Here is a 13,277-nt window from a genome sequence, read left to right as displayed (position 1 = left end):
AACCCCATACTACAAAACTCCTTTAGAACTCGGAATCCGACTGGCGCGCCTGGGATCGATTTCTACCGCCATCCGCAGAGCTCGCGCAAATGCCTTAAACGCCGCTTCTACAATGTGATGAGAATTTCCGCCCTGCAACTGTCGAATGTGCAGTGTCATTTGAGTGTGGTTCACCACCGCCGAAAAAAACTCTCTCACTAATTCAGTATCGTAAGTGCCGATCCGCTGGTTGGGAATTTCCAAGCTGTAACTTAAGTGAGGGCGTCCCGAAAAATCTAGCACTACCTCAATTAAAGCTTCATCCAAAGGTGCGATGAAATGTCCGAAGCGAGAAATGCCCGATCGATCCCCGACAGCTTTTGCTAGGGCTTGGCCCAAGGTAATTCCCACATCTTCGTTCGTGTGGTGGTCGTCAATCTCCAAATCCCCGATCGCCTGCACGTCCAAATCGATCAATCCGTGAGAAGCAATCTGGTGCAACATATGGTCTAAAAATGGAATCCCCGTAGACGCTTTGCAGGTTCCCACACCGTCTAGATTGAGGCTGGCCGTGACATCCGTTTCTAGTGTCGTGCGTTTCACCAGGGCGGCCCTAGCTGGTTGAACTGAATTTGCAGGAGGAAGAGAAGGGCGATCGATTATCTCCATAATTCGCAATTGGTCATTCATTAGTTATTGATAATTAGTAATTTGAGAACGGGATTTTTTTAGTGTTGAGTCTCAAGCAAGGGGCGGGTTGTGCATACAACTGACATCAGACACCTGCAGTCAATCAAGGGATTTTTGGTGGGTGGGGGCGGGTTTATTTAACCTGTCTGTCACCGGAGAAACTTTTTGGTGAACCCGCCCCGTAAGGTTCTTGAAAATGGTGCAAGAAGATGCGAGTGGGTGGGGGCGGGTTTATTTAACCTGTCTGTTACCGGAGAAAGTTTTTGGTGAACCCGCCCCTACAGGTTCTTGAAAATGGTGCAAGAAGATGCGAGATCAAACTTACTTGTTAAAGTTAAAGTTTATTGTCTAAACCCGCCCCTACATAACTCTAAATTCTCGACAACTGTTACATTCCCATGATTTCGTAACCGGCATCGACATACAAAATTTGACCCGTAATTCCGCTAGCGAGATTGCTGCACAGAAAAGCCGCAGCATTTCCCACTTCCTGCTGAGTCACCGTCCGCCGCAGCGGGGCCACTTCCTCAACGTGGTGGATCATGTCCAGAATACCGCCAACTGCTGACGAAGCCAGAGTCCGAATCGGGCCAGAAGAAATCGCATTTACCCGAATATTTAATGGGCCGAGTTCAGCAGCCAGATAACGAACATTCATTTCCAAAGCCGCCTTAGCAATTCCCATCACATTATAGTTAGGAACTACCCGGACGCCGCCCAAATAAGTCAGCGTCACAATACTGCCACCCTCGGCCATCAGGGGTTTAGCAGCAGCACAAAGCCGCACCAGCGAGTAAGCGCTAATATCCAAAGCATTGGAGAAACCTTGGCGCGAAGTGTTGGTGAAGTCTCCCGAAAGTTCGTCCTTGCCGGCAAAAGCCAGACAGTGGATCAGGACATCTAACTTGCCCCACTTGTCGGCGATGGTTTTAAAAGTAGACTCAATTTCGCTCTCGTCTTGGACATTGCAGGGCAAATACAGACTGGGATTGAGCGGTTCCACCAGTTCAGCGACTTTACGCTCGTGCTTGCCTTTCTCGTCCTTCAAATAAGTTATGCCGAGGTTGGCCCCAGCTTTGTGGAGCTGCTGAGCGATGCCCCAGGCGATCGAGCGATTGTTGGCAATGCCCGTAACAAGAGCATTTTTTCCGGTCAAATCTATCATCTGTAGTTTATCTAAAAGCAACTTGCACCGTTCTCATTGGCTATATCTGACAACCCCGCCAGTTTAGACACAACTGATTCAGATTTAACTGATTCAGACACAATTGAGACACAATTGAGACACAATTGATATTAATTTTGCTGTGGAGCTACATGGGGGCGGAATTGAAAAAGTTAAGAGAAGGGCTAGATTTAATCATACAGTGCGTGTTTACCTTAACATTAGATGGAAGTAACAGAATCCTTGGATATTGGAGGTTGGGCAGTATATTTACTCAATAAGGTTAATCGGCAAGTTATAAAGTATTGATTAGTACAAAGGATCTAGTCGTGACGCATGATAGACCGCTAGCAGCCGTGTTCCGCCAAATCAGCGGCGGGGCGTTTCCACCCATTGTGGAAACCTTTGAACGGGGCAAGACAATTTTTTTCCCTGGAGACCCGGCTGAGCGCGTCTACGTTCTCATTAGAGGTGCTGTGAAGCTCTCCAGGGTTTACGAAGCAGGGGAAGAAATTACAGTCGCCCTCCTGCGCGAAAATAGCGTATTTGGGGTGCTGTCTCTGATTACGGGACACCGATCGGACAGGTTTTACCACGCGGTAGCCTTTACGCCGGTGGAATTGATCTCGCTGCCGATCGAACAAGTCGAGAAAGCGCTCAAGGAAGACCCGGAACTGTCGATGGTGATGCTGCGGGGACTGTCGTCTCGGATTTTGCAAACCGAGATGATGATTGAAACGCTGGCGCACCGAGATATGGGTTCGAGACTCGTCAGCTTTTTGCTGATTCTGTGCCGGGATTTTGGCGTGCCGGGGGCTGAGGGGATTACGATAGATTTGAAGCTGTCCCACCAGGCGATCGCCGAAGCGATCGGCTCGACGCGGGTAACGGTGACTCGTTTGCTGGGCGATCTCAGGCAAGAAACCATGATCTCGATCCACAAGAAAAAGATCACAGTCCACAACCCGGTGGCCCTAAGCCAGCAATTCACTTGATGCCGAGAAAGTATAGGATTTTGGATTTTGGATTTTAGATTCAATCCAAAATCCAAAATCCAAAATCTAAAATCGGAATGACTGCTGGATACATCCTGGTATTTGTAATTTTAGTGTTGGGGGGTGTGATCGCCACTGTCAGCGATCGCCTTGGGACGAAAGTTGGCAAGGCAAGATTGAGCTTGTTCAAACTTCGCCCCCGCGATACTGCTGTTGTTGTGACAGTGATGGCTGGCAGCATCTTGTCAGCACTGACTCTGGGCATTTTGTTTGCTACTAGCAAGCCACTGCGAACGGGAGTTTTTAGAATAGACGAGATTCAAAAAAGGCTCAACAACGCCCGCAGAGAAATCAACCAAGCCACTCAAGAAAAAAATCGAGTTGAAACTGAATTAGCTCAAGCCAGAGCCGCTCAAGCGCAAGCTAGAGCCAATTTAGAGCAAATAAATCAATCCCTCCAAGCAGCTAATGCTGAGCAAGCTCTGACGCAAACAAAATTAAACTCGCTGCGGGCCCAGCTCAACAGCGTGCAAGCAGCTAAGTCTAAAACTGAAGAGCAGTTAAGTCAGGTAGAAGCGGCTAAATCTAAGACAGAAGAACAGCTCAGGAGCGTGGAAGCAGCTAAATCCCGCACCGAAGAACAATTGAAACTGGTGGAAACGATTCGATCGACTACACAAGCTCAGCTCGATCGCACCCAGAACCAATTGAAAACAGTTTCTGCTCAAAAAACGGCTTTAGGATCGGAAATCGCCCAACTGCAAGAGGAACGGCAACAGTTAATCGAGCAGCGAGAGCAGGTAAAAACTCAAATTGCCCAGCGAGACGCAGAAATTGCCAAGCGAGACGCAGAAATTGCCCAGCGGGACAAGGAAATTGTCGATCGCAACGAACTAATTGCCCAGCGAGACAAGGAAATTGCCCAGCGAATGCAAAATCTCGCCGAGCGCGATCGAACTATTATCGAGCGCGACAAAGTAATTGCCGAGAGGGAAGCACTGTTAGAAACCTTGGCACAGCAACAAGCTCAACTCGAACAGCAACAAACTGTCTTGCAGCAGCAAGTGCAAATTTTGGAACGCGACTTTCAGGCAATCCGCGAGGGTACAGTTGCTATCAGGCGCGGTCAAATTTTAGCTGCTGGCGTGGTTCGCATTATTGAACCCGGTATGGCGAGTCGCGCGATCGATCGGCTTTTGCAAGAAGCAAATAAAACCACCGTCGGACTGATGCAGCCGGAAAATACCAAGGTTAGGGATCAGGTTATTCAAATTACTAAAGCAGAAATCGATCAACTAATTAGTCAGATTAAAGACGGTCAAGACTACGTGGTGCGAATTGTTGCCGGCGCTAATTACCTGCGGGAAGAAAAGCTAATTAAGGTATTTGCAGAAGCAGAAATCAATCGAGTTGTGTTCCGCGCTGGAGATGTGATTGCAGGGGTTGCTGTCGATCCGGTGACTTTGACTGACGAACAGGTGCGGCAGCAGTTGCTGCAATTGATAGAAGCTTGTCAATTTCGCGCTCGCCTAATCGGCGTTGTCGGCGGTAGAGTTCAAGTGGCCGACAGTCAGATTGAAACTTTAGCTGGTTTTATCGAGCGATTGCAGCAGTACGAGAAACCGCTGGACGTTCAGGCGATCGCGGCAGATGTCACTTACATCGCCGGCCCGCTTAAAATAGATTTAGTTGCTCGTGAAAACGGAGTCGTTGTTTTTCGCACCGGACAACAAAAAGCTGGCCCAGGAGATTTGAAAGTTAAAAAATAAGTGCGATCGACATATCGAATTTGATGAAAAATTTTGGGCGATCGAATGACAATTTTGCTTGACATTTTCGCGCTATTGACATATCATTAAATCATGGGAATCCGTGCCGCCATATATATAGCAATCGTAGGGTGCGTCGCCACCAAAAATCTGGAAGCAGCACCAACAATCTCACATCGACGCACCATACCCAATTAGTAGAGTACACCGCCACCAAAAATCTGGAAGCACCACCAATAATCTAACAGCGACGCACCGCACCGCTAAGAGCGCAAAGAAAGAAACTAAGAATCGAACCCTGAGATATTGACATCACAAAACAAAATTTTGCTCAATTAAAATGCAGGATCGTGCGGTGTAATGTCAGACAATCAAAATCAACCCAGAGAATACGATGCCGTCCGTGGCGGTCAAAATTCAATTCCTGTCAATGCTGCGGTACTCGGAGGCATTCCTGGTGTTAAAAGCCGATTAGCCTCACCCATTGTCGAAGTGAGAATCGCCGCCCTCTCCGAAGCACTCAAATATGGAGAAGCTGGCTTAGATGTGATAATGCAAGCTTTGCGCGAGGAATCAATGCAGGTGAAACTTGCTGCCTATTCACTCCTGAAAGATAGAGATGATTTAAAGATAAAACCGCAGTTTCAAGACTATCTCCCTACATTTGAATTTGATGTCATCACAGTGGATGCTGAAGGAAAAGAAAACAGTCGTAGAAAGTATGCGGCTCATTACTTCCCGGAAGACTTAGGTAATGGAGTTGTGCTCGAAATGGTTTACATTCCCGGAGGCACATTTATGATGGGTTCGCCAGAAACAGAGCGAGATAGAAAAGATAAGGAAAGTCCGCAGCATCAAGTAACATTACCAGCTTTTTATGCAGGAAAATACCCCCTCACCCAAGCACAGTACCAAGCAGTTATGGGAAATCATCAATCGGAGTTTAGAGGTGAAAAACTTCCTGTAGAAAACGTAAGCTGGAATCAGGCTGTAGAATTCTGCCGGAAACTTTCTGAAAAAACAGGCAAGATTTATCGCTTACTTTCGGAAGCAGAATGGGAATATGCTTGTCGCGCCGGAACTATAACACCTTTCTATTTTGGCGAGACAATTACCACGGATTTAGTTAATTATAACGGTTATCAACCCTATGGTGCAGCGCCCGAGGGACTTGTTCGCAGACAAACGATAGATGTAGGGAGTTTTGGCCCGAATGCCTTTGGACTTTATGATATGCACGGTCAGGTCAGCGAATGGTGCAGCGATAAGGTGCACATTAACTATGACGGCGCACCGATTGACGGAAGTTCTTGGGAAACTGGAACAAGTAGTGGCGGAGTGCTGCGTGGAGGTTCGTGGAGGAGCGGTGCGGTCAATTGCCGTGCTGCCTTCCGCAGCTTCTTCCCTCGGCGCTACTCGGGCTTTTTGGGCCCGTGCAGGGGTTTTCGTGTAGCGGTTGCTTTGGCTGTCCCTTTCTCCCTGTCTTATCTGTGAGGACTCTTCTTGACTCTTTAGCCCTTTTCCCTGTTTCCTGTTTACCCTCTTGCGCCCGCTTTAATTTTTTTTTTTTGCACTCATCTTTGCACCCGATTCAAGATAGTAGGGTGCGTCGCCATCAGTAATTTGCAAATCAAATCGACAATCTCACAGCGACGCACCGCCTGCACAGAGGTGAGAGAAACCGGGTTTTTTCGATAAATCCAAACTGGGAAGCAAATATTGTGGCAAAAACCCGGTTTCTGATTTGTGCGCGTTGCTGTGAGAAACCGGGTTTTTTCGATAAATCCAAACTGGGAAGCAAATATTGTGGCAAAAACCCGGTTTCTGATTGCTGCGGGGGGCAAAAGAAACCGGGTTTTTTCGATAAATCCAAACTGGGAAGCAAATATTGTGGCAAAAACCCGGTTTCTGATTGCTGCGGGGGGGCAAAAGAAACCGGGTTTTTTCGATAAATTAAAACTGGAAGTAAAGATTATGGCAAAAACCCGGTTTCTGATTTTAGACATTATATGGCCGCAGGGATTCCCATGATGATATAATATGTCAATCCTGCAAAAAAGTCAAGCAAAATAAGTACGATCGCCCGCAAAGATTTTGAGACATTCAAGAATGCAAGTATCAGATTAGATATAGGTTGGCGATTGAGTTGACTGGCGCTCGATCGCAACTACAAACTTATTAACACAGGACTCATAAATATGATTTTAGGTTTCGATCCAGGTAAAGACAAATGCGGCATAGCTGTAATGGGTAGAGATAAGAAGGTCTGCTACCATCAAGTTGTGCTGTCGGAAGCAGCGATATCTACTATTCAATCTTTGTGCGAACAGTTTCCCATTGAGTTATTGGTAATCGGAGATCAAACGACTTCTAAGAGTTGGAAACAAAAACTGACACAGAGTTTGTCGCCAGCGCTCAAAATTGTTCAGGTGGACGAGAGGTACAGCAGTTTAGAAGCGAGGGAACGCTACTGGCAAATGTACCCTCCCACGGGACTTTCGCGCTTGATTCCCCAGGGAATGCGGACGCCACCGAAGCCAGTGGACGATATTGTGGCGATCGTCTTGATTGAGAGATATTTGAACAAAAGTTAGTCAATCTTATAACCGTTACCATTGATTCTCTTGGATTATTAAGGAATCAATATGTTTTGGTGGGCATTAAATTTTTAACTTAAATCATGTCCGGTCGAGCCATCGCAATTTTTGTAGGGGCGGGTTCACCAACAATACCTGCCAATAATTGACAATATTAAAAACCCGCCCCCATCGGCATATTATGGTTAATCGATCGGACATGATATTAAATAAAATACACCCTAAATTTAGTGAATTTATCATTAAATAACAGTTAGTGTTACTTAATGACAGCTTCGGTCAAAATTACCTTACCATTCTGGCGGACTTGCAGGCGTTGGGGATTAATCGAATAGATAATATTGCCGTTAGTCGCTTCATAACTTCCGTCATCACCTGCTGTTACTTGCATGACATTGATTTGGGTGCCATTTATTTTGCTAAGGCCGCGGTAAAAAATATCGCCTTCCTGGGTTTTGCAAATGTATATAGAAAAGTTGGGCGTTGCGAAAAATTGCACCATTTCGGCCCTCGGACATCCCTCAACTTGAGCAATTTGCAGCGGTTGATTATTGCCCAAAGTGTTGGGTGCGGGTTGATTTAGTGCAGTTGCTTCTGCTGAGGCGGTCAAAAAGCCTATCGCACTAATCCCCGCCATAACTAGAACTACTGCTTTAATGTCCTTAACTGTATCTTTATAAAACATCCTGTTACTCCTGGTTTTAACTATATAATTACATCTTAAGCTATCTTTGCTGGATATTAATAATATTTAATCTCAGAGGTGAGAGGTGCAGGGAACCCGGTATACCCTCGGTTTAAGTAAGGTGCGAACTGTGCACCTAACACCCGTGAAAATACACAAGTATGTCAATGCGATCGCAGGCAAGCAATCTCTTGTATTTATGACATTTTTAAGATTTTATGACTTGTTCACGCCGATTTGAGAAACCGGGTTTCTTCATATATTTCTCGTTACTAAACCTTTGATTTTCGTAGAAACCGGGAATCAGCGCCCCCATGTCGCGAACGGACTCTTTTATATCAATTCCGGTTGCATTGGAATGATTAAACCGCAGAGAACGCAGAGAACGCAGAGTCAATCGATTTTAGATTTTAGATTTTAGATTTTAGATTTTAGATTAAAGAATTGACCCCACGGATAAATTCGGGGGCTTGTTTATCGCATACAGGTTTTTTATTTCTGGGTCCTGAGTCTGCGAAGGAATGAATCCGGGGGCTTGTATCCTGGATGCTTTCGGTCAGAGAACAGAGAGATGAATACAGGACTCGGAAGGGCGGATTTGATATTACACGGTAATGTTTATTTGCACTTACCTATTTATTAAATAATAAAAAGGGAAACAGAAGATAGATTTTTCCTCCCATTTCCCCTTTTGAAAAGAACCGTCTTCCTGACTGCGAACCTGGTAATTAATTAATTAACTGCTGCCAATTGTTTGTCTTTGATTTCCACTGGCGCGGTTAATGCTTCTTCCAAATCCGCACAGCCGAGTTTTTCCTCCAGAATTGCCATCACTTCGCGACCGAAATCATTGGAATTACGCTGCCAAGCTTCTAAACAAATTTGCCCGAAAAAGGAACCCAAAGGCTCGGGATTCCATAGCAATTTGCGCGCTGTCCAAGGCATCAAACTCATCGGATCGTAACCCGGTTGCAGAATCTCCTTTTTAAAGGCGTATTCTTCTAAAATTGTGTGCGGCTGCAACCCGATAAAGAAAATAGCTGGTTCTACTTTATCTGCTCCGAAAATCCGCTCTAGTTCTCGGTGATAAGCAATAGTTTGCCGGATGGTTTCAAAGGTTTCGTCAATGACGTTAAACGAGTAATTAACGGAAACCACATCGTTGTAACCTGCTGCTTTTAAATCGCGACAATTTTCCAAAACTACTCGCAAGTTGTAGCCCATCCGCATTTTCCGAACCAGTTCTTGGGAACCGCTGGTGATGCCGATTTCAAAGTAATTCATCCCCGTTTTTACCATCAAATCGCACAACTCTGGTGTGAGATTGTCCGCACGGATGTAAGCGGCCCAGTGTATGTCGTCCATGCCGGCGGCGATGATTTTTTGCAATAATTCAACTGCATCATCGATGAATTTGCGTGCTGGGATAAATTGAGCGTCGGTAAACCAGAAATTGCGGATACCTCTCGAGTACAATTGCCGAATCTCCGCCACCACCTCATCCGCCGGATTGATCCGCACTTGTTTCCCCTCAATCACCGTATAAATGCAGTAACAGCAATTGTGAGGACAGCCGCGCTTGGTTTGGACTCCCACGTAGAAGTCCATATCCTGTAGATAATAGGAAAATTCTGGCCAAATGGTTTCGATGTAGTTATAGTCGCAAGCAGTTTTCTCGATGTTGGCTGGTTTTTCGTGAATTAGCTTCGCGCGCGGCACAGTTTCTCCCACCACATAACACCTTTCCTCGGCCAAATCTTCGCCCTTAATCAACTTCTCCAGCAAAGCTTCGCCTTCCCCCACCGAAACCACAGTGCCCGTGGGCAAACTGCGTCCCAACTGCTCGTAAAACACGCTCACAGCACCGCCTCCGACCACTGCACGAGCTTCGGGGCGGTATTTCCGGGCCCGCTTCAATCCGCGCTTAATCAGTCCCAAATTGCGCCAGAGTTCGGTGTAGTAAGACGCGGCTAAACGCAGTCCTCCGAGTGCTCCCCGGAACTTGATCAGGGGATTTTTGGCGTAGTAAAACTCGAAGGCATTTTGCAGCGGGTTGCCGCCCCGGCCGCCCACGGGGGCGTAAATTTGAATGTCCCGCCAAGAGAAAACTAGCAGAGTCGGCTTAAACTCGTCTATGCTGGCATCTAAAGCTTTAGCGAAATCCAGGGGGGGTACGGCACCTAAATCGAAAATGCGCTGTTCGACATCGGGAAACAGCTTGTGTACGTGATCCGAAAGATAGACAACTCCGATCGGGAAAATCGGATTGCAAGGGAGGCGAACGTACAGGACTCGGTTTTCTCGGTTTTCCATGATTGCCATATCCTAAAGTGGAACTTTTTCAGCTATGTTAATATTCTTTTAATATAACTTTACAATATGTCTAATTTTCGCAATTTGACATTAAATATTCTTAAATTTTTTTAAACTGGCTAAAAGCCGAGCTTGTTGGTGTCGATCGGCGACAGCAGCAGAAAAAAGCTAATTTTTAAGTGAATACAGCTTATTTTGACAAAAAATCTCTGCTAGGAGTCAAAAAGCCGATATTTATCCGGTTATATTTTAATAGAAGTTCGATCGGTCTCTCATGTATTAGGGAGTTGGTAGTCGGCTTTACAGTAGGCGGGATCGCCTAGTGTTAGCCTGAGAAGATAACTAAAACTTTTAGGCAAGGCTCCCTCAGCAGTTATGGCTCAAATTCTTGACCCCGTACCCTCAAACATTGACAGCAAGATTCTGTGCTGCTACGTCAACGCCACCAGTCAGATTCAGATTGCTCGCATCGCCAACATTCCTAACTGGTACTTTGAACGAGTGGTGTTTCCCGGACAGCGCTTAGTGTTTGAAGCGATGCCCGCTGCAGCATTGGAAATTCACACCGGGATGATGGCTAGTGCAATTTTGTCGGATAAAATTCCTTGCGATCGCTTGCAGATTAACGAAGGCCCCTATTCAAAGGTCAATCCTAGCAGATCCCCAGAGGCAGTTCAGGGCGATCGAACAATCATGGCCGGCCGCCCCAAATCCAGAGAAATCTCAGAACCTTTGACTGTACCGGCGCTAACCGCCGTTGATTAATCCCAGTTGTGAGTTTTGAGTTATATAATTGTCAGTTAATTGATAACTCCGCGCTCAAAATTCCAACTTCTGCAAAGCGGTAAAAACTCAACAGTTAAGAATCAAAGTTTGTGAAATGAATTTTAGATCAAAACTCACAACTGGAAATATTGTCCGGTTTTTCGTATTTCTCTGAGTTTGGTTGGCGGGCCCAAAAGCTGTGCAAAAATATCCTTAAACAGCTTCTCGAATTCAGCCATGTCAGCACAACCTCTTGCTTCTTCCCCATCTTCTGCCCCAGTATTTGAGCCGGCGGTATTCCGGCTTTCTCCCCTGATTAGAATCACGCTGTTGAGCTTGTACACAGCCCTGACAATTCCATTGCCGTTTTTGTCGGAAGTAACGAAAGCACCGGTTCCTCCCGCCGCACTCTGGGCGGGAATTGTTGTTGGGGCTGTGGGCCTCTACGGCGTGCTCAGTGAAAGGGTAATTTTGAGCGAGGAAGGGATTGAAGTCACATATCCCAAGTGGTTTCCGCATTTTTTTCGCAAGGGTTGGTCCCTACCTTGGACTGAGGTAAAAGCTCTCAAACCTCGATCGACCGGTCAAGGAGGTTTAGTTTACTATTTTTTGAGTCATTCGGGTGAAGGTTATTTGTTGCCAATGCGGGTGGCTGGATTTGGTAAATTAGTCGGTTTGGTGGAAGCAAAAACAGGTATTGATACTAGAGATGTCCGCCCTTTGTCGCAGCCTTGGATGTATCTTATTTTGCTGGGATGTACGCTGCTGCTGCTGTTGGTGGATGCGTGGACTATTGTTACGGCGATCGGGCTTAAAGGTAATCTGTAAATTTATTGTGGGTGGGCATCTTGCCCGCCCCCAATATGCAGGTTAAATGTGGAATATCTTATGATCAAACACGCACAAAAAAGAAAAACCCGGTTTCTTAAAGAAGCCGGGTTTTTGCGTATTCTATTGTTTATTTAAACTACTTAACTTCAGCCGATCGCCGACTGTTAGGTGATTCGTAGTAAACTCCAGAACCTGTATCGGAGACAAAATGACAATCCCAGTAAGAGCGAATAAAGCTCTTCCAAATTGGATCGGTTGACTTGCGATAATAATCGCCCAACACTGGCTTGATGGCTTCCGTTGCTTCCTTCAAGTGATAGTGCGGCATTGTCGAGAAAATGTGGTGGGCTACGTGGGTGCCGATATCGTGATGGATGGAATTGATGATTCCGTAGTCGCGATCGATCGTAGACAATGCACCTTTCAAGAAAGACCAATCATCTCCGCGATACCAAGGAATATCGGCTTCTGTGTGGTGCAGGAATGTTACCAAATCCAGCCACATCACGAACACTACATAGGGAACCAAGTAGAACTTGAGTAAAAACAGCCAACCAAACTGATAGGTTAGCGCGCCTAAAAAGCCTACCATCAGTACCAAGGATGCGGAACTTGTCAACACATCCCATTTTTCGGACGGACGGAAAATCGGGCTACCGGGCATGAAGTGAGAACCTACTCGATCGGGCGATCGGCGAAATAGATAAATTGGATAGGCAAATAACATCAAATAAAAGCGTCCTAGCTTTTCGTACCAAGGCATTTGATTGTATTTGCTTTCCGATACCGGATACCAGCTTTCATCGTTATCTAAGCTGCCTGTATTTGCGTGGTGGGTTCTGTGACTAATCCGCCAACCGTGGAAGGGCACGAGAATTGGAGCGTGGGACAGGTGTCCGATCAGGTTGTTGAGCCATTTGCTCTTAGAAAATGAACCGTGTCCGCAGTCGTGACCCACTACAAACAATGCCCAAAACATGGTTCCCTGCATCAACCAAAAGATTGGATAAAAGAGCCAGGAATCCAGGGTGTAGGCGATCGCATACAAACCTGCGATGATGCCAATATCTAAAAAGAAATAAGCCAGAGATTTCCATGCCGATGGCTCAAAACAGTGGGCTGGAATGGCTGCCTTGATATCTTGAAGAGTAAAAGGTAACTCTGCTGTACGAGAGGATGAGCCTTGATTGCTCGGCTGATTGAGAACAGTATTTGATTGCACGAAGTTTCCGATTTAAGCTGACTTGAGAAACCGCATTCCGCCTTCTTTTAACAGTCAATCGATTTTAGATTTTAGATTTTAGATTTTAGATTCACTCCACAGATGAATCTGGGGGCTTAAACTAATATCTAAATTTTTGGCTCTCCCGGACAGGAGTCGGGGGGTTGTATGCCCTATGCAGGTGAGGTAACATTCAACCTGCAAGGAGCCATCTTTTTACTCTGCAAGGGTTTCTAAAGTTATTTAGTTCGCATGAATAGCCCGTC

Annotated in this window: 11 protein-coding genes; 6 read left to right on the top strand and 5 right to left on the bottom strand. The window is 46.1% G+C overall.

The window, feature by feature from the left end; translation table 11 throughout:
- Window positions 1-9: 9 nt before the first annotated feature.
- Together hisB and fabI are read right to left on the bottom strand one after the other, a co-directional pair.
- Complete coding sequence (gene hisB / locus QT973_RS04785; protein WP_333102034.1) at window positions 10-648, bottom strand: imidazoleglycerol-phosphate dehydratase HisB; 639 nt, start codon at window positions 646-648, stop codon at window positions 10-12.
- 409 nt (window positions 649-1,057) lie between these two features.
- The gene (gene fabI / locus QT973_RS04780; protein ID WP_333140249.1) at window positions 1,058-1,834 is read right to left on the bottom strand and encodes an enoyl-ACP reductase FabI; all 777 of its coding nucleotides are present in this window, start codon (window positions 1,832-1,834) and stop codon (window positions 1,058-1,060) included.
- A gap of 329 nt (window positions 1,835-2,163) precedes the next feature.
- Between fabI and ntcA the strand changes: the two genes are divergently transcribed.
- From ntcA to QT973_RS04760, 4 genes are all read left to right on the top strand, one after another.
- Window positions 2,164-2,829, top strand: a complete 666-nt coding sequence (ntcA, locus tag QT973_RS04775; RefSeq protein ID WP_333272220.1) for a global nitrogen regulator NtcA — start codon at window positions 2,164-2,166, stop codon at window positions 2,827-2,829.
- A gap of 77 nt (window positions 2,830-2,906) precedes the next feature.
- Window positions 2,907-4,598: a DUF3084 domain-containing protein gene (locus QT973_RS04770; RefSeq protein ID WP_333052501.1), complete on the top strand. Its 1,692-nt coding sequence runs from the start codon at window positions 2,907-2,909 to the stop codon at window positions 4,596-4,598.
- 360 nt (window positions 4,599-4,958) lie between these two features.
- Complete coding sequence (locus tag QT973_RS04765) at window positions 4,959-6,092, top strand: formylglycine-generating enzyme family protein (protein WP_333052498.1); 1,134 nt, start codon at window positions 4,959-4,961, stop codon at window positions 6,090-6,092.
- A 704-nt stretch (window positions 6,093-6,796) separates the two neighbouring features.
- Complete coding sequence (locus tag QT973_RS04760) at window positions 6,797-7,192, top strand: pre-16S rRNA-processing nuclease YqgF (protein ID WP_333052493.1); 396 nt, start codon at window positions 6,797-6,799, stop codon at window positions 7,190-7,192.
- A gap of 262 nt (window positions 7,193-7,454) precedes the next feature.
- Here the strand turns inward: QT973_RS04760 and QT973_RS04755 are convergent, their stop codons facing one another.
- Window positions 7,455-7,880, bottom strand: a complete 426-nt coding sequence (locus QT973_RS04755) for a hypothetical protein (RefSeq protein WP_333052491.1) — start codon at window positions 7,878-7,880, stop codon at window positions 7,455-7,457.
- Between the two features lie 732 nt (window positions 7,881-8,612).
- Window positions 8,613-10,193, bottom strand: coding sequence for a photosystem II high light acclimation radical SAM protein (locus QT973_RS04750; protein WP_333052489.1), 1,581 nt, complete (start codon window positions 10,191-10,193; stop codon window positions 8,613-8,615).
- A 375-nt stretch (window positions 10,194-10,568) separates the two neighbouring features.
- On the opposite strand from QT973_RS04750, the gene QT973_RS04745 reads away from it, so the two are divergent.
- Both QT973_RS04745 and QT973_RS04740 read left to right on the top strand, forming a co-directional pair.
- Window positions 10,569-10,958, top strand: a complete 390-nt coding sequence (locus QT973_RS04745) for a DUF1830 domain-containing protein (protein ID WP_333052487.1) — start codon at window positions 10,569-10,571, stop codon at window positions 10,956-10,958.
- A 237-nt stretch (window positions 10,959-11,195) separates the two neighbouring features.
- A complete protein-coding gene (locus QT973_RS04740; protein WP_333259650.1) occupies window positions 11,196-11,786 on the top strand; it encodes a hypothetical protein in 591 nt (196 codons plus the stop codon).
- A 139-nt stretch (window positions 11,787-11,925) separates the two neighbouring features.
- On the opposite strand, the gene QT973_RS04735 is transcribed toward QT973_RS04740, so the two are convergent.
- Window positions 11,926-13,011 (bottom strand): DUF3474 domain-containing protein, encoded by a 1,086-nt coding sequence (locus tag QT973_RS04735; RefSeq protein WP_333052482.1) that lies wholly within the window; start codon window positions 13,009-13,011, stop codon window positions 11,926-11,928.
- Between the last annotated feature and the right edge of the window lie 266 nt (window positions 13,012-13,277).

This window comes from Microcoleus sp. Z1_A1, from assembly GCF_036700305.1.
Classification (GTDB): domain Bacteria; phylum Cyanobacteriota; class Cyanobacteriia; order Cyanobacteriales; family Microcoleaceae; genus Microcoleus.
Note: the sequence above shows the minus strand (reverse complement) of the source record. Positions and strands in the feature narration are given on the sequence as shown.